We start from the raw sequence: 17,849 nt of genomic DNA, 5'->3' as shown, positions 1-17,849 counted from the left end.
TCGCGGGGCCAGCTCGACGATGGTGGGAGGGAGAGTGTTCATGAAAACGCATTTGGTCGCGCTGTTTGCCGCATCCGCACTTGTCAGTCCTGTCGCCGCTTTTGCCCAGGAAGCGCCCGCCGCCGACGATCAGGGCGGGCTTGAGGAAATCATCGTCACCGCGCAAAAGCGCGCCGAAGGCCTGTCCGACGTGCCGATCTCGATCTCGGCGGTCAGCGGCAAGCAGGTTGAAAATTACGGACAGACCAACCTCGAACAGATCAGCTCGTCGGTCCCGAACCTGAAAATTACCCAGACCGCGATCGCCAACCGCATCGCGATCCGCGGCATCGCATCGGGCGACAACAAGGGGTTCGAACAGTCGGTCGCGATGTTCGTCGACGGCGTCTATTACGGCCGCGACCAGCTCTCGCGCCTGCCGCTGGTCGACATGGAGCGCGTCGAGGTGCTGCGCGGGCCGCAGCCGACCTTGTTCGGCAAGAATGCGATCGCGGGCGCGGTGAACATCACGACGCGGAGCCCGACCGACGAATTCGAAGGCTCGGTCAGCGGCCTATACGAATTCAACCATAAGGAGGTGCAGCTCACCGGTGTCCTGTCGGGCCCGCTGAGCGACGGGATCGAGGCGCGCGTCGTCGGCTATCACCGCTCGATGGACGGTTATTTCTACAATCAGAAACTCGACCGCGAAGAGCCGAACGTCGATGAATATTATGTGCGTGGCAAGCTTGAGTTCGACAAGGGCGGGCCGTTCGCGGCCGAGCTCAAGCTCGAATATGCCGATTTCGAGATGAAGGGGCAGCCGCGCGACGTTTTCGGCGCGGTGGGCATTTACAACACGGTGTTCCAAGGACCGTTTTTTGTCAGCACCGACCCTGACTATGTCCGCGAGGACAATGGGTATGAGAGCAAGAACAAGGTGTTCGGCGCGACACTTAACGCCGACCTGGAACTTGGCGAGCATACGCTGACGTCGGTTTCGTCGTTGCTCGATTACAAGACGCGCGAGATTGTCGATGTCGATTTTTCGGGCATCAGCTTCCTCGACGGCACCAATTTGCGCGAGGATTACCGCCAGTTCAGCCAGGAACTGCGCCTGACCTCGCCGGGCACGCAGGCATTCAACTATATCGCGGGCGTCTATTACCAGCACGCCAAGCTCGACGTGCAGGATTTCACCCTGTTCAACCCGACCTTCCTCGCGCTCGGCGCGCCGTTCAACGCGCTGGGCGACACCAGCAACGACCGCGATTATACGCAGAAATCGGACCTGATCTCCGCCTTTGCGCAAGGCGAATTGTCGGTCACCGACCAGCTTCGCATCACCGCGGGCGCGCGGTTCAACCATGAAAAGAAGAGCGGCAGCCGCAGCCTCGCCATCGTGCAGGGACCACTCAGCACCGCGCCGGCGCCCGTCGTCGCGGCGGTGTTCCGTGCGCTCAATATCGAAGCGCACAGCGTGTCGGGCAAGCTCAGTGAAGACAGCTTCAACCCCATGGTCAACGTCCAGTATGACGCGACCGATGATCTGATGCTCTACGCGTCCTATGCCAAGGGCACCAAGGCAGGCGGTTTCGATATTCGGTCCAACTCGCTGCCGGGTTCGACCACCGTAGCCAAGCCCGGCGCATTTGAATTCGAGGACGAAAGTGCCGACAATTTCGAGGCGGGCCTGAAGTACAAGGGGCGGAATATCGCCTTCAATCTCTCGGTCTATCGCACCGACTACAAGGATCTTCAGGTAAACATCTTCGACGGCACACTGAACTTCAACGTTCGCAACGCCGCCGAAGCGCGCACGCAGGGCGTCGAGGCCGATTTCCGCGCGGCGGTTGCACCCGGGCTGACGATCAGCGGCGCGGTCGCCTATCTCGATTTCAAATTTTCGAACTTTACCGACGGGCAATGCTATTATCTGCAGACGCCGGACGCGAACGGCTTTTGCGACTATTCGGGCAAGCGCAACGCCTTGAGCCCGAAATGGTCGGGGAATTTGAACCTCGATTACACGACGCCGGTGACGAGCGACATAAAGGTGGCGTTCAACCTCAACGCCGACTTCTCCTCCTCCTATATCGCGGCGGCGAACCTCGACCCGCGCACGCATCAGGACGGCTATGTGAAGCTGGGCGCACGGCTTGCGCTCGCCCAGATCGACGATCGCTGGGAGGTGGCACTGATTGGCCGCAATCTCACCAACCAGCGGATTTTGCAGACCGCAAGCTCGATGCCGCTGGCGACGACGATCACCGGAGGGGCAGGCAACGCGTATAACGGCATCGTCGACCGGCCGCGGACGATCGCGGTGCAACTGACCGGGCGTTTCTGATCCAGCAGGGAGGGCGGTTCGGCGCCGCTCTCCCCTGTCGCAGGTGCCAGCCTTGTCGATCCAACCGTCGTGGTTTAGGGGCGGGAAAGGGTAAGGACGGCTTATTTGAAACACGATCGCACGATCAGGGCCTGTTCGATCTGGCGCGCGCTCGATGTTGTCGGCGACGTCCCCGTCTTGCTGTTGATGGAACAGGCCTTCCTCGGTACCCACAGTTTCGACGAATTTGTCGCGCGCACCGGTCTTGCGCGGTCGGTCGTCAACGGTCGCCTCAAGAAGCTGGTTGAAGAGGATTGCCTCGCCAAAATCCCCAAGAAGGGCGGGCGCGGTTTTCACTATGTTTTGACTCAAAAGGGGCGGGACCAATTCCCCAATGCGTTGATGATGCTGCGCTGGCAGCATCGCTGGGAGGCCGACGGCCGCGATTTTCAGGTTCGCCTGAACCATAAGAGTTGCGGCCATGCGTCCGAGCCGGTTCCGGTGTGCGCGCACTGCCGGGCCGAAATCGACCCGCGTGACGTCGACTGGTGCGAGGGGCCGGGGCTCGCGCAAGTCGTCCCGCATTACGAGCGGCGGCGCTTCAACGGCGAAGTCGGCGCGCGGCGGCCGGGTGGTCGTCCGCTTGTCGACACGATGATCGAATTGTTCGGTGACCGCTGGGCGACGCTCGTCGTCCGCGCGATGTTTACCAGCATAAACCGCTTCGACGATATCCAGCGCGACACGCTGATGGCGACGAACATATTGACCGGCCGGCTCGAACGGCTGGTTCGGCAGGGCATTTTGAAAACCGTGCCCTATTCGAGCCACGCGGACCGCGTCGAATATCGCCTGACCGCCAAGGGGCGCGACCTCTATCCCGTGCTGCTCGCGCTGCTACAGTGGGGCGATCGCTGGTTCGCCGACGAGCGCGGGCCGCCGCTGCTGCTCACGCACCGCACTTGCGGCCATGACCTGCACATGATCGCGGCATGCAGTCATTGCGGCGACGAACTGCAATTGGCGAACAGCCGCTTCACGATCGAAACGGCCGATGATGGCGCGGGCGGCGCGTGACATTAATCGCGTCACCCCCTATAGGCGCGGCATGCGGTCGCTGATGCGCCTCCTGACCGGTTTGCTGATGACCCTGTCCATCGGGTTGGGGAGCATCGCGCATGCCGCCGAGGCGCCGGTGCCGGTCGCTGCGGAGGCTTGCGCCGAAGATGCCGGGCATAGCGATGGTGAACCCGCAAACGATTCCGACAAGATGGGACTGCACGGCCACGGCTGCCATGGGCATCATCAGGTCGGCAGTCCGGCGGACGGTGGTGTCGTCGCGCACCTGCCGCTTCATCGTGTCAATTATGCCGCCGGCCATGATTTCGTGCCGCAACTGATTCCCGGCGCCAACCTGCGGCCCCCGATCGCCTGACCCTGCCCGCGCTGCCGGATATCCGGCGGCTGATTTTGGCTTGTTCAGGATAAATCACGATGAAATCATTATGGGCGGCCATGCTGGCCGCGCCGCTCTGTGCCTGGCCGGCGCAGGCGCAAGTCGCGCCCCCGTCTGCGGGCGGCGACATACTCACCCTTGACGAAGCGCTGGCAGACGCCGGCGTGACGACCCCGCTGACACAGGCGGCCGAAGCGAGCGTCTGGGCCGCGCAGGCCGCGCGTGGCGTCGCGCGGCTCCGTCCCAATCCGTCGGTCAGCGTGGACACCGAAAATGCGCTTGGGACCGGGCCCTACCGCCGGTTCGACGAGTCGGAGACGACCGTGACGTTCGCTATGCCGATCGAGCTCGGCGGGAAACGATCGGCGCGCGTCGCGGTCGCCGACGTGCGGATCCGGCGTGCCTATATCGACCTTGCGGTCGCCGAAGCCGACCGGCGCCTCGCGGTCACCGAGGCTTATATCACCGCAATCGCGTCGGAAAGAAATGCTGCCGTTGCCGAAGCGCAGGTTGCGGTCACGACCGAAAATCTGCGCATCGCCCGCGACCGGGTGATGGTCGGCGCCAATTCGCCGATCGACGAACAGCGCGCCGCGTTGGAGCAGGTGCGCGCGACCGCCCAGGCCGAAACCGCGTTGCGGACCGCCATCGCGGCGCGCGTAACGCTGACGCAATATGTCGGCGACAGCGCTCGCGCGGGGCTCGACCAGCGCTGGTTCGACATGGCGGCGGCGAGTGGACAGGGCCCTGCCGCGCCCGTTGATGTCCGCGGAACGCTAACGCTCGCCGCCGCATCCGCCGATGCCGCCACGGCCGCAGCCGAATTGCGGCTCGCGCGCAGCCAGCGCGCGCCCGACCTGACCTTGATCGCCGGGACGCGTAGGCTGGAGGCGAGCAATGATCAGGCGATGGTGTTCGGCGTATCGGTGCCGCTGCCGCTGTTCAACGGCGGCAGGGCGGTCGTGATACAGGCCGCGCGCGAGCGCGACCGCGCCGACGCGCAAGGCCGGATCGCACTGTTCGAAGCTGAACGTGCGATCACGGCGGCGGAGGCGGAGCGCGATCGTGCGGCCACCGCGGTACGGGCGTCCGAACCGGCGCTGGCCGCCGCGACCGAAGCCGCACGGATCGCGCGACTCGGCTATGCTGAGGGCAAGTTCGACCAACTCATCCTGCTCGACGCCGAACGGACGCTGCTCGACACACGCCGGGCCGGCATCGACGCGCGCGCCGCTTATCATAATGCCGTGGCCCGCCTTGCGCGGCTGACGGCCCGGCTGCCTGCCGAGGGAGACAATCAATGACCATCCTGTTCCGATATCGGGCGGCGCTGCCGCTCGCGCTGACGCTCATTCTGGCCGGTTGCGGCCAGCAGACGGAGGCGCCCGCCGCAAAGACCGAAGCGAAAGAGATCGAAGCCGAAGGCGTCGTCCATCTGACTGCCGAACAGATAAAGGCGGCGGGGATCGTCCTCGTAAGCTCGACTCCCGGCGCTGGGGTGCTCAGCCTGCCCGCGACGATCGAAAGCGACCCGCAGGCGACGCAGGTCGTGTCGGCAGCGATCGGCGGCCGCGTTGTCGCGCTCAATCGCAATCTGGGTGAGGGCGTCGGGCGCGGCGAAGTCGTTGCGGTGATCGAAAGCCGCGACGCCGCTGGATTGCGCGCCGAGGTCGAGGCGGCGCAGGCGCGCGCCAATCTGGCGCGCTCGAACCTCGCGCGCGAGGAAAGGCTGTTCGCGCTCAGGGTCTCGCCCGAACGCGACCTGATCGCGGCGCGCACCGCGATGACCGAGGCGAATATCGCGGCGCGCCTTGCCGGACAGCAGCTTTCGGCGGCGGGTGTCGGGGGCGGGGCGCTCAACCGCATCGGCGTCGTCGCGCCGATCGGCGGGCAGGTGACCGCGCGCAACGTCATACTTGGGCAGACCGTCGCGCCCGATGCCGAATTGTTCCGCGTCGCCAATCTCGACCGCGTCGCGATCAACCTGTCGCTGTCCCCGGCCGACGCCGGACGCGTCCGCGTGGGCACGCCCGTCGAGGTCAGGTCGGGGTCGCGCACGGCCGCTGCGCGCATCCATTTCGTGTCGCCCGTGCTCGACAGTGCAACACGACTTGTCCCCGCAGTCGCGCTGGTTGACAATGCGGACGGCACTTGGCGCCCCGGCGAACCGGTCACCGCAAACTTGCGGATCGTTGCTGCGGGTGACGCCGTGAGCGTGCCCGACAGCGCGATCCAGACCGTCGAGGGCCGCACGAGCGTATTCGTCCGCACGAAGGAGGGATTCCGCGCTGTCCGCGTGACCGTCATCTCGCGCGTCGGCGGCATGGCCACGGTCACCGGCCTGTCGGGCCGCGAGAGCGTCGCGGGCGAGGGCAGTTTTACCCTGAAGGCGGAACTCGCCAAGGGTGAAGCCGAACATGGGGGGCACTGACATGATCGCCTCTATCGTCAATTTCGCTGTCGCGCGCCGCTGGCTCGTCCTGCTCCTCACCGCGATCGCGGCGCTGATCGGCGCCTGGGCCCTTAGCCGCCTGCCGATCGATGCCGTCCCCGACATCACCAACAATCAGGTGCAGGTCAGTGCGCGCGCCCCCGCGCTGTCCCCCGAACAGGTCGAACGGCAGGTCGCCTTTCCGATCGAAACCGCGCTCGCCGGCATCCCGGGGCTCGAAAGCACGCGCTCGCTGAGCCGCAACGGCTTCGCGCAGGTCACCGCGGTGTTCACCGACGCGACCGACATCTATTTCGCGCGCGCGCAGGTCGCCGAGCGGCTGCGCGACGCCGGACGCGCGCTGCCCGACGGTGTCGATCCCGAGATGGGCCCGATCGCGACCGGGCTGGGCGAAGTCTTTATGTGGACGGTCCACATGGCGCATCGCAAGGACGACCGGCACAAGCCCGGCGAACCGGGAATGCAGCCCGACGGCAGCTATATCACGCCCGAGGGCGACCGGCTGGTCGGCGATGCCGAAAAGGCGACCTATCTGCGCACCGCGCAGGACTGGATCGTCACGCCTTTGCTCAAGCCCGTCGCCGGGCTGGCGGGCGTCGATACGATCGGCGGCTATGTGAAGCAATATCAGGTCGTCCCCGATACGCAGCGGCTGGCGGCGCTCGGCCTTAATCTCGGCGATCTCGCGACTGCGCTCGAGGCGAACAACCGCGCGATCGGCGCCGGGGTCGTCGACCGCAACGGCGAGGGGCTCGCGGTGCGTTCCGATGCGCGAATCGGTGGCGCGGCAGAGCTCGCGCAGACGGTGATTTCGTCGCGCGGCGGGGTTCCGATCCGGCTCGATCAGGTCGCGAGCGTGCGCACCGGACAGGCGATCCGTATGGGATCGGCATCCGAAAACGGCCGCGAGGTGGTCGTGGGCACCGCGATCATGCGGATCGGCGAGAACAGCCGTGACGTCGCAAGCCGGGTGGCCGGGCGCCTAGACGAAATCAACGCGTCGCTGCCGACCGATATCGTCATCCAGCCGGTACTCGACCGGACCAGGCTCGTCGAGGCGACGGTCAAGACGGTCGCGAAAAACCTCACCGAGGGTGCGCTGCTCGTCATCGTCATCCTCTTTTTGTTGCTCGGCAATTTCCGCGCAGCACTGATCGCGGCGCTCGTTATTCCGATCACGATGCTGCTGACGAGCTTCGGTATGCTAAAGGGTGGCGTGTCGGCGAACCTGATGAGCCTTGGCGCGCTCGATTTCGGGCTGATCGTCGACGGCGCGGTGATCATCGTCGAAAATGCGCTGCGGCGCATCGGCGAACGGCAACATCGGCTCGGGCGCACGCTCGACCGCGACGAACGTCTCGGCGTCGTCGCTGCGGCGGCGCGCGAGATGATCCGGCCCTCGGTCTATGGGCAGGCGATCATCATCCTCGTCTATGTTCCGCTGCTTACGCTGACGGGCGTCGAAGGAAAGACCTTCACTCCGATGGCGATGACCGTGATCGTCGCGCTCGTCGCGGCATTTGTCCTTTCGCTCACCTTCGTCCCGGCAATGCTCGCCATCTGGCTGTCGAAGCCGGTCGAGGAAAAGGAAGGGCGGATCATGCGCTGGCTCGGCGCGCGCTATGAACCCGGGCTCGACCGGGCGATGGGGCAGCCACGGAAGACGATGCTGGCTGCGGTCGCGGCGCTTGTCGTCGGGGCGGTCGCCTATGCCACGCTGGGGCAGGAATTCCTGCCGCAACTCGACGAGGGCGATCTCACCGCGCAATTGCTGCGTGTTCCCGGGACATCGGTCGATCAGAGTCAGGCGATGCAGCTTCGCGCCGAACGCGCGCTTGCCGCACTTCCAGAGGTGAAGTTCGTCTTTTCGAAGACCGGCACCGCCGAACTTGCGTCGGACCCGATGCCGACGAACATCTCCGATACCTTCATCATCATGAAGAACCGGCAGGACTGGCCCGACCCACGGCTTTCGAGGGCCGATCTGACGGCAAAGGTCGAAAAGACGCTCGCCGGCCTGCCCGGAAACGCATTCGAGATCAGCCAGCCGATCCAGATGCGCTTCAACGAGCTGATCGCCGGGGTTCGCGGCGACGTCGCGGTCAAGGTCTTCGGCGACGATAGCGATGCGATGGCGGCGACCGCGGACCGGATCGCGGGGGTGCTGCGGAAGACCGAGGGGGCGACCGACGTCCGCGTCGAACAGAGCGAAGGGCTGCCGATGCTCGATATCCGGCCGAAGCGCGATGCGATGGCTGGCCTTGGCATCACCGCGGCGGCGCTGCAGGAAACGGTCGCCGCGGCGGTCGGCGGGCGCGATGCCGGGGTGATCTTCGAAGGCGACCGGCGTTTTGCGGTCACCATCCGCTTGTCCGACGCCGCGCGCGCCGACTTCGCGGCGCTCGGGCAGATCCCCGTGCCGACGCCCGGGGGCAGTTTCGTGCCGCTCGAAAGCATCGCCGAGTTGACCGTCGCCGACGGGCCGAACCAGATCAGCCGCGAGAATGGCAAAAGGCGGATGGTCGTTCAGGCGAATGTTCGCGGCCGTGACGTCGCGAGCGTGGTCGAGGATGCACAGGGTGCGATCCGCGAACAGGTGCGCCTGCCCGCGGGGCAATATGTCGAATGGGGCGGGCAGTTCGAAAATCTTGCCTCGGCTCGCGCTCGTCTCGCGCTCGTCATTCCGGCGTGCTTCGCGCTGATCCTGCTGCTCCTTTACGGCGCGCTCGGCAGCGTACGCGACGCGGCGATCGTCTTCACCGGTGTCCCGCTCGCGCTCGTCGGCGGAACGCTGGCGCTGGCGCTCCGCGGCATGCCCTTTTCGATCTCTGCGGCGGTGGGCTTCATCGCGCTGTCGGGGATCGCGGTGCTCAACGGGCTGGTGATGGTGACGTCGATCCAACAATTGATCGCCGAAGGCAGGGCGCGCGCCGAAGCGGCAAGGGCGGGGGCGCTTGCAAGGCTGCGGCCGGTCGTGATGACCGCGCTCGTCGCCTCGCTCGGTTTCGTGCCGATGGCGCTCGCAACGGGCGCGGGGGCGGAGGTGCAGAAGCCGCTCGCGACGGTGGTCATCGGCGGGCTGGTTACGGCGACGCTGCTGACGCTGTTCGTGCTGCCGACGCTTTATGCGCGCCATGGAGGCCGGCGGGCCTAGGGAAGCAGCCTGCCTTCGTCGCGCCGCGGCATCGGCGCGACGAAGCGCAGGACCAGCGCCGAGAGCAGTAGCCAGCCCGCCGAGCCGAGGATTGCGGAGGGAAGCGAGGTGAGGTCGGCGACCAGCCCGAGCGTATAGGCACCGAGCGCCATCGCGCCGAAGGTCACCGCCTGGTAGATCGACAGGCAGCGGCCAAGGATATCCTCGGGCGAGCGCAATTGCATCGCGACGTTGAGCGTCGTCAAGGTCGAGACCCACGCGCCGCCGGCAACGAAGGCCGCAATCATCGTCGGCGGCAGGCTGGCGGTCAGCGCGACGGGGAGCATCGCGGTAGCAAAGACGAGCGATGCGGCGGTCACGACGCGGTCGCTGCCCCAGCGCCGGCGTGCGGCGCCGATCCACAGCGCCGCGAAAATCGATCCAGCTCCGAAGGCGGCAAGGCACAGGCCATAGATGATTTCGGTGCCGTGCAGCCGGTCGCGGACGAGCGACGGGAGAAGCGCCTGAAACCCCGCCGCGCCGAAGCCGAAGGCGAACCCGCGGATCAGGACGCGGCGTACCGGGTCCGACTGCGCACAGAAGCGAAGGCCTACCGCGATGGCGGCCAGCATCGGGATGCGACGCGGCGGAACCGTCTCGGGATGCCAACGCAGCAGCACGACGATCAGCGCGATATAGCTCAGCGCATTGAGCCCGAAGGCGGCGGCGGTGCCGACGATCGAGATCAACAGGCCCCCGAGCGCGGGGCCGACGCTGCGCGCAAGGTTGAATGCGATGGTGTTGAGCGCGATCGCCTGCGGCAGATCCTTCGGCCCGACCTGCAATCGCACTGACGCCTGCCATGCGGGGCCGTTGAGCGCGGTGCCGCATCCGACCGCGAGGGTGAAGAACAGCAAGGTCAGTGGCGTAATCGCGCCCATATAGGTGATCAGCGTCAGCGCGGCCGAAACGATCAGCATCCCCGTCTGCGCCGCAAGCATCACGCGCCGCCGGTCGAAATTGTCGGCGATCGCCCCGGCGAAGATTCCGAGAAGCATGACGGGAATCGTCGTGCTCGCCGCCACCAATGCGATCAGCAGGTGCGAACTGGTCAACTCGGTCATCAGCCACGCCGCTGCGACCGACTGGATCATCGACCCCATGTTCGACGCGAGGTTCGCGATCCAGATCGCACGGAAGGCGGGGTAACGGAAGGGCGCGAACGCGGAGGGAGATTCAGGGCTCACACCATTGCGCCTACCGCTCGCTCGCGGTCATCGCAACCCGTTCAGGAAATGGCGGGGCCGCTGGTATCTTGATATTCGCGGCGCAGTTCGATCAGCCGCCGCTTCATGCGCGCGATCGCGCCCTTCATCGCGGGATCGGCGATCCGGTTGTCCATTTCGTGCGGGTCGGTCCTGAGGTCGTAAAACTCCCACGCGTCGAGGCCTTCGCCATAGAAGCGCACGAGCTTATATCGCTCGCCGCGCACGCCATAATGAGCGCGTACCGCATGAAATCCCGGAAACTCGTAATAATGATAATAGACGTCCTTGCGCCAGTCGCGCGGGGTGCCGCCCGTCAGTAGCGGCATCATCGACCGACCCTGGATCGTCGCCGGACCCTTGACCCCGGCATAGTCGAGGAAAGTCGGCGCATAGTCGATATTCTGGATCGGTGCCGCGATGCGGGTGCCCGGGCGGATATGCCCCGGATACTGGATCAAGAAGGGCGTGCGCATCGATTCTTCATAGATGAAGCGCTTGTCGAACCAGCCATGCTCGCCAAGATAGAAGCCCTGGTCGGAGGTGTAGACGACGATGGTGTTCCGATCGAGGCCGCTTTCACCGAGATAGTCGAGCACCGCACCGACGCCTTCGTCGACCGCCGCGATCGTGCCCAGATATTGCTGCATGTAACGCTGATATTTCCACAGCGCGAGGTCGCGGTTCGACAGCGGCGCGGCGTTGAGCCGGTCGTTGTCGGCCTGCATCGCCGCGTCCCATTCGGCCTGCTGGGCGTGCGTCATCCGGTCGAATGCGCCGGGCCAGCGATTGTAGCGGAGCTGCGCCGATCCCTTTGCGACGGTCATCTTGAGGTCGTGCCCCTCATACATGTCGCGATAGATGTTCATTTCCTGCGTGCCCGCGGCGGTGCGGCCCGCATAATCGTCGAAATAATTGCCGGGCACGGGGAAGGTCACGCCCTGATATTTCTGTACATGGCGCAGGGCTGGCATGAAATTGCGGTGCGGCGCCTTGTGGTGGATAAGGATCGCGAAGGGCTTGGATTTGTCGCGCCCGTTTTTCAGCCAGTCGAGGCTGTATTGCGTGATGAGGTCGGTGGCATAGCCTTCTACGATGCTGCGCCCCTTGGGCGTGATGATGTCGGGATTATAATATTCGCCCTGGTCGTCGAGCACCTTCCAGTCGTCGAAGCCGATGCCGTCGGGTGAGTAGTTGATGTGCCATTTGCCGAACATTGCGGTGGCATAGCCCGCCTGGCTCAGCGCGCGCGGCCACACCCAGACATGGTTGTCGAAGCGCTGGCCGTTCTGCGTGAAACCGTGAGCGTTGCTCTGACGCCCTGTGAGCAGCGTCGCGCGGCTGGGGCCGCAAAGCGAATTGCCGACGAAGCTCTGCGTGAAGATCGCGCCATTCTTGGCAATCCGGTCGATATTGGGCGTCGGCGCCAGCTTCGATAGCGGCGACCCATAGGCCGAAATCGCCTGATAGGCGTGATCATCGGACATAATATAGACGATGTTCGGTCGCCGCTCCGGCTGCGCTCCCACCGCGGAAACGAAAGCGAGCGGGAGGGCGAGGGCAACCGGAAGGCGAAACCGCATCGTCACTCGGTCAGCTCGAAGCCGGCTTCCTGCCCTTCGGCCGAGGAGGGGCCGACCCACAGCTTGAACTGCCCGGGTTCGCTGCCCCAGCTCATATCCTGCCGCGTGAAGGCCAAATCGGCGTCGGTCAGGGTGAAGCGGACCGTTCGTTTCTCGCCCTTCTTCAGCATCAGCTTTTCAAAGCCCTTGAGCTCCTTGACCGGGCGCGTCACCGATCCGACAAGGTCGCGGACGTACAGCTGGACGACTTCCTCGCCGTCGCGCGCGCCGCTATTGGTCACGGTGACGCTGGCGGTCAGCGGCTCGCCTGGGCGAATTTTCGTCTTGTCGAGCGTCACCGGCGAATAGGCGAAGCTGGTGTAGCTGAGGCCGTAGCCGAAGGGATAAAGCGGCGTGTTCGGCGTATCGAGATAGCGCGAGACATATTTCGCGTTGGGTTCCTCTGGCTTGATCGGCCGCCCGGTGTTTTTCATGTCGTAATAGATCGGCACCTGTCCGACGTTGCGGGGGAAGGTGACGGGCAATTTGCCCGACGGATTATAGTCGCCATAAAGGACATCCGCGACGGCATGGCCGCCCATCGTCCCGGGATACCAGGCCTCAAGGATCGCATCGACATTGGCGTCGGCCCATTCGATGCTGTTCGGTCGTCCGCTCATCAGAACGAGGATGATCGGCTTGCCGGTTTTCTTGAGTTCCTCCAGCAAAGCCTGCTGGTTACCCGGCAGGTCGAGCGAGGTGCGGCTCGCTGCTTCGCCGGTCATGTTCCAATGCTCGCCCATCGCGGCGACGATTACATCGGATTTCTGCGCGAGCGCGATCGCTTCGGCGAAGCCGTCGGTCTTACCCGCGTCGGTGAACTGATAGCCCGCACCCTTGGCATAAGCGACCGTCGTTCCCTTGGGTGCGCGCGCCTGCAGGCCTTCGAGCAGGGTGACCGGCCGCGTCTTGCGGTCGCCTGCTGCGGCCCAGCTGCCGATCATATCCTCCTTGCTGTCGCCGAGCGGCCCAATCAGCGCGATCGACTTTGCAGATGCGGCGAGCGGAAGGGCGCCGTCCTTGTTTTTCAGCAGCACAATCGACTTGCGCGCAACGTCGCGCGCCGCTTCGAAGAAATCGGCGCGATAGACGGTCGCCTTTTCGCGCGCCTCGTCCGAATAGCGATAGGGATCCTCGAATAGGCCGAGGCGGTACTTCATCTCGAGGATCGCTTTTACCGCGGCATCGACGCGTTTCACGTCGACCTTGCCCTCGGCAACCGACCGCGCGAGGTGGTCCATGAACACCGCGCCTTGCAGATCCATGTCGACACCGGCGTTGATCGCCTGTTCGCCGGCCTGCTCCAGATCCTTCGAATAGCCGTGCGAGACCATTTCGTTGATCGACGTGTAATCGGTTACGATGAAGCCCTTGAAGCCCCATTTCTTGCGCAGCACGTCGGTCAGCAGATAGTGGCTGCCCGACGCCGGCACGCCGTCATATTCGTTGAACGAGGTCATGAAGGTTGCTGCGCCGGCATCGGCCGCCGCCTTGAACGGCGGCAGATAGACGTCGCGCAGCGTGCGCTCCGAAATATCGACGGTATGGTAATCGCGGCCCGCTTGCGCCGCGCCATAGGCGGCGAAATGCTTGGCGGTCGCGAGCACCGTATCGACGCGTTTCAGGTCGTCGCCCTGGAACCCCCGCACGCGCGCGGCAGCGATCTTGCTGCCAAGGAAGACATCTTCGCCGGCGCCTTCGGACATGCGGCCCCAGCGCGGGTCGCGCGCGACGTCGACCATTGGCGCGAAGGTCCAGTGGATGCCTTCGGCTGCGGCTTCGGTTGCGGAGATTCGCGCTGACTTTTCAATGGCATCCAGGTCCCAGCTCGCCGATTCGCCCAGCGAGATAGGAAAGATGGTGCGGTGGCCATGGACGACGTCATAGCCGAAGAGCAGGGGGATTTTCAGCCGCGTTTCTTCGACCGCGAGCCGCTGCAGGTCGCGCGTATATTTGGCTGTGAAGGCGTTGAAGATCGATCCGATGCGGCCCTTGCGGATATCGTCCTGATAGCCTTGGCGCATCGTGGGGCCGGTCGAATCCCAGTCGCTCGTCAGGAGCGACAATTGCCCGATTTTCTCGTCCAGCGTCATCTTTGCCATCAAGTCGGCGACGAAGCGGTCCATTTTCGGATCGGCGCGCGTCCAGCCCGCCGAATCCACCGGCGCCCTTTCAGTCGCGCTCGACGCTGGCTTCGCGAGCAGCGGGGTTGGGGCGAGCTGTCCTGCCACCATCAAGGTGGCCAGTGTCAGGCATGTGAGATTGCGCTTCATCGGCGGCATGATTCGTCCTTCCCGGTCGGGTTTGCTTATACATTGTCACGCGGATTGGCCGAATTTCGGCGGAAAACCGGCTGGCCCCCGATTGCATCCATCTGCGTCGCTTCTCTCTATACAGTCATCGTGAAACCGGTTACAAATCAAAAAAACACGACGCGGTTTCCCGCGACTCGTCGTTGAGCGGTGGCAAGGCCGATCGGCGAAAGGAGCGAGGGCGGGAGATGTCGGGGCACAAAAAAGGGAGGATGCTGTGAAGTTTTCGCATGATTTTCAAACTGTTTCCGCACGCCGGTCGCGCGCACGTTCGCTCGCGGTGGCGCTCGCGTGGAGCAGCGCGGCAGCTGCGCTGGCCGTCGCGGTTGCGGTCCCCGCGCATGCCCAGGTGTCGAACGCTTCGCTTCGCGGGACGGTGAAGGCCGATGGCGGGGTGTCGCAGGTCACCGCGATCAACGTCGATACGGGCCTGACGCGTAGCGTCACCGTCGGTGAAAATGGCAGCTACAATATCGCGTCGCTTCCCGTCGGCACCTATCGCCTCGAGCTGACCACCCCTGGCGGGGTGCGTCGCACTGACGAATTCACCCTCTCGGTCGGGCAGAGTGCGGTTCTGGACTTCGACTTTTCGCAGCCGGACATTGCTTCGGCCGGCGACGATGCGATCATCGTCACCGGTTCGCGGATACGGTCGATGGAGGGCGGCGAAGTCGGCTCAAACATCACTCAGCGTCAGATCGAGGTGCTGCCGCAGAACAACCGCAACTTCCTGGCCTTCGCCGACCTTGCTCCGGGCGTCCAATTCGTAACCGGCGGCAACGGTCAATCGCGCCTGCAAGGCGGCGCGCAGGACAGCCGCAGCGTCAACATCTTCATCGATGGCGTGGGACAGAAGGATTATGTCCTGAAAAACGGCGTCACCGGTCAGGATTCGACGCAGGGCAATCCGTTCCCGCAGTTGGCGGTCGGCGAATATCGCGTCCTGTCGTCGAACTATAAGGCCGAGTTCGATCAGGTGAGCTCCGTCGCGATCACGGCGGTAACCAAGTCGGGTACCAATGAGTTCCACGGCGAAGCCTTCATCGATTATACCGATCAAGGCCTTCGCGATGCGCGGCCCAACGAACTCAGGACGTCCAAGGTCAAGACCAGGGATTTCCAGTTCGGCGGCGCGCTCGGCGGACCGATCATCAAGGACATGCTGCACTTCTTCGTAACCTACGAAGGCAAGCGGCAAGAAAATCCGGTTGATATCCGCCCGGGGCTCAGCCTGCCCGTTACCTATTTCCCGTCCGAATATCAGGGCGTGTTCGGGCCGACGAACGCGACCTTCAACGAAGATCTCTATTTCGGCAAACTCAGTTTCCAGCCTTCCAACAGCGATCTTATCGAAGTGTCGGGCAAATATCGCAAGGAAAGCGGTGAATTCCTCGGCTCCGGGATCAATGCCCGCAGCACGATCAGTTCGCAGGATGTCGAGGAACTGCGTGTCACCGGGCGCTGGGAGCACACGGCCGACAGTTGGATCAACGATTTCAAGGTGACATACGAGGACGTCAAATGGGCGCCTACACCCGTCGTTTTCGAAGATGCGCGGCTCTTCGCCTATGCCGGACCGTCGCCGACAAATCCGCAACCCGGCGTGGTCGTGCGTGAGGAGATCCTGCGCATTGGCGGCGGCGGCAACTATCAGGAAAAGGGTCAGAAGGGCTGGGGTGTCCAGAATGACTTCACCTGGACCGGGTTCGAAGGCCACACGATCAAGGTCGGCGCGAAGGCGAAATGGGTCGAGTTGAACACGTTGCAACTCGGCAATTTCAACCCGGTCTATACCTATAATCCCGCATTCAATCCGGGTGGCGGCAGCTTCAACGACGATATTCCCTATCGCGTCCAGTTCGGCGCACAGACCGGCAACGGCAGCCCGATCGTCAACTCGAAGAATTTTCAGTTCGGCATCTACGTCCAGGACGATTGGGAGGTCACCGACCGGTTGACGTTGAACCTCGGCGTGCGATGGGATTATGAGCGGACTCCGGCCTATCTTGACTTCGTCCACCCCGCCGACGCAGTGAATGCGGTGTCGCCGGCCAATTATCCGAACCTGGTCAATGCCGACTACGACATTAACGACTTCATATCGACGGGTTCGGAGCGCAAGGCGTTCACTGGGGCGTGGCAACCACGCATTGGCTTCAGCTACGAACTCGACGACGAGGCACGCTATGTGCTGTTCGGCGGTTTCGGCCGATCGTACGACCGCAACCAGTTCGACTTCCTGCAACAGGAAATCAGCGTCGGTTCGTACACGACCCGGACGTTCAACTTCATCACGGGCGATCCGAACAACACATGCGTCGCAGGACCGACCTGCGTTCCATTTGATCCCGTCTATCTGACCGAAGCCGGTCGCGCTCAGTTGCTGACTCAGGCCGGCCCTGGCGGCGGGCGTGAACTGCGCTTTATCGACAATGATCTGAAGGTTCCCTATTCGGACCAGTTCAGCCTTGGTTTCCGCGCCCGCGTGACGCCGCTGTTCGAAGCCGAAGTCGGGTATAGCCATATTGAGAGCAAGGACGGCTTTGCCTATCTGCTCGGCAATCGTCGGCCCGACGGCAGCTTCTTCCCGCCGGCACCGGCAGTACCCGATTCGCCGTTCGGTTTCGCACCTCCGGGCTTCGGTTCGATCATCATCGGGACCAACGGGCTCGAGACGAGTGCCGATTCCGGGTATCTGAAGTTGGTCAAAAATTACTCGGCATCCTCGCCGTGGACCTTTTCGGCGACCTACACCTATACCGAGGCCGAGGAGAACCGGAACTTCGGCGAGGTTTTCAGCTTGGATTTCCCGTCGCTGGAGGATTATCCGATCACGCGGTCGAGCGGGGTGCGCAAGCACCGGCTAGTCGCTACGGGGTCGGTCGATCTTCCGATTGGGGTGACGCTCTCGGGCAAGTTCCAGATCGCATCGCCGCCCTATCTGAAGGCGTTCCGCAGCGTCGGCGGGGCAAATCCGATCCGCGAGGTGATTTCGAACGAAGCCGACGGGAACGGCGATCGCTGGGGTTTTCGCCAGATGGACATCGCCATCACCAAATATGTCCCGTTCCGCTTCATCAGCGAGGAATCGCGCTTGCGGCTGCGCGTCGACATTCTGAACCTGTTCAACGACCGGAACTATGTCGATTACAATAATGACCCGTCGTCCCCCAACTACCTGAATATTTCGGGCAACGGCGTTGGCGGGAATCCGCCCCGCACTGTAAAGCTTTCGGCCGGCTTCTCTTTCTGACCGGCTGACAAGGCGCCCGGCTGCATCCCCCCTCCCGCGGCCGGGCGC

10 protein-coding genes are annotated in these 17,849 nt (G+C 64.0%); 7 read left to right on the top strand and 3 right to left on the bottom strand.

Annotation, left to right across the window (positions count from 1 at the left end; all coding sequences use genetic code 11):
- Window positions 1-40: 40 nt before the first annotated feature.
- The 6 genes from ATE71_RS08650 (at window position 41) to ATE71_RS08625 (ending at window position 9,370) form a co-directional block, all read left to right on the top strand.
- The gene (locus ATE71_RS08650; protein ID WP_235587970.1) at window positions 41-2,329 is read left to right on the top strand and encodes a TonB-dependent receptor; all 2,289 of its coding nucleotides are present in this window, start codon (window positions 41-43) and stop codon (window positions 2,327-2,329) included.
- 105 nt (window positions 2,330-2,434) lie between these two features.
- A complete protein-coding gene (locus ATE71_RS08645) occupies window positions 2,435-3,385 on the top strand; it encodes a winged helix-turn-helix transcriptional regulator (RefSeq protein WP_058803065.1) in 951 nt (316 codons plus the stop codon).
- Window positions 3,386-3,452: 67 nt separating this feature from the next.
- Window positions 3,453-3,743 carry a hypothetical protein gene (locus ATE71_RS08640; protein WP_152998704.1) on the top strand — a complete coding sequence of 97 codons (291 nt, stop codon included), beginning with the start codon at window positions 3,453-3,455 and terminating at the stop codon, window positions 3,741-3,743.
- A 59-nt stretch (window positions 3,744-3,802) separates the two neighbouring features.
- Window positions 3,803-5,068 (top strand): TolC family protein, encoded by a 1,266-nt coding sequence (locus ATE71_RS08635; protein WP_058803063.1) that lies wholly within the window; start codon window positions 3,803-3,805, stop codon window positions 5,066-5,068.
- Window positions 5,065-6,195 carry an efflux RND transporter periplasmic adaptor subunit gene (locus tag ATE71_RS08630; protein ID WP_058803062.1) on the top strand — a complete coding sequence of 377 codons (1,131 nt, stop codon included), beginning with the start codon at window positions 5,065-5,067 and terminating at the stop codon, window positions 6,193-6,195. The genes ATE71_RS08635 and ATE71_RS08630 overlap by 4 nt, the downstream gene beginning before the upstream one ends.
- Window position 6,196: 1 nt before the next feature.
- Complete coding sequence (locus tag ATE71_RS08625) at window positions 6,197-9,370, top strand: efflux RND transporter permease subunit (protein WP_058803061.1); 3,174 nt, start codon at window positions 6,197-6,199, stop codon at window positions 9,368-9,370.
- Here ATE71_RS08625 and ATE71_RS08620 read toward each other — a convergent pair.
- Genes ATE71_RS08620 through bglX form a run of 3 tightly spaced genes read right to left on the bottom strand, consistent with a single transcriptional unit; the run spans window position 9,367 to window position 14,518 of the window.
- On the bottom strand, window positions 9,367-10,596 hold the full coding sequence (locus tag ATE71_RS08620; protein WP_058803060.1) for an MFS transporter: 1,230 nt from the start codon (window positions 10,594-10,596) through the stop codon (window positions 9,367-9,369). The two genes, ATE71_RS08625 and ATE71_RS08620, sit on opposite strands and share 4 nt — an antisense overlap.
- Before the next feature lie 41 nt (window positions 10,597-10,637).
- A complete protein-coding gene (locus ATE71_RS08615; protein WP_235587969.1) occupies window positions 10,638-12,143 on the bottom strand; it encodes a sulfatase in 1,506 nt (501 codons plus the stop codon).
- A 56-nt stretch (window positions 12,144-12,199) separates the two neighbouring features.
- Complete coding sequence (gene bglX, locus ATE71_RS08610) at window positions 12,200-14,518, bottom strand: beta-glucosidase BglX (protein WP_058803058.1); 2,319 nt, start codon at window positions 14,516-14,518, stop codon at window positions 12,200-12,202.
- A gap of 247 nt (window positions 14,519-14,765) precedes the next feature.
- Between bglX and ATE71_RS08605 the strand changes: the two genes are divergently transcribed.
- Complete coding sequence (locus ATE71_RS08605) at window positions 14,766-17,801, top strand: TonB-dependent receptor domain-containing protein (RefSeq protein WP_058803057.1); 3,036 nt, start codon at window positions 14,766-14,768, stop codon at window positions 17,799-17,801.
- Window positions 17,802-17,849: the final 48 nt, after the last annotated feature.

The organism is Sphingopyxis sp. H115 (genome assembly GCF_001468465.1).
In the GTDB taxonomy this organism is placed as follows: Bacteria; Pseudomonadota; Alphaproteobacteria; order Sphingomonadales; family Sphingomonadaceae; genus Sphingopyxis.
Note: the sequence above shows the minus strand (reverse complement) of the source record. Positions and strands in the feature narration are given on the sequence as shown.

What these genes read in the sequence shown, in the direction of transcription:
- ATE71_RS08650 (WP_235587970.1), top strand. Translation starts at nt 41, where the DNA reads ATGAAAACGCATTTGGTCGCGCTGTTTGCCGCATCCGCACTTGTCAGT.
- ATE71_RS08640 (WP_152998704.1), top strand. Translation starts at nt 3,453, where the DNA reads ATGACCCTGTCCATCGGGTTGGGGAGCATCGCGCATGCCGCCGAGGCG.
- ATE71_RS08635 (WP_058803063.1), top strand. Translation starts at nt 3,803, where the DNA reads ATGAAATCATTATGGGCGGCCATGCTGGCCGCGCCGCTCTGTGCCTGG.
- ATE71_RS08630 (WP_058803062.1), top strand. Translation starts at nt 5,065, where the DNA reads ATGACCATCCTGTTCCGATATCGGGCGGCGCTGCCGCTCGCGCTGACG.
- ATE71_RS08625 (WP_058803061.1), top strand. Translation starts at nt 6,197, where the DNA reads ATGATCGCCTCTATCGTCAATTTCGCTGTCGCGCGCCGCTGGCTCGTC.
- bglX (WP_058803058.1), bottom strand. Translation starts at nt 14,518, where the DNA reads ATGCCGCCGATGAAGCGCAATCTCACATGCCTGACACTGGCCACCTTG.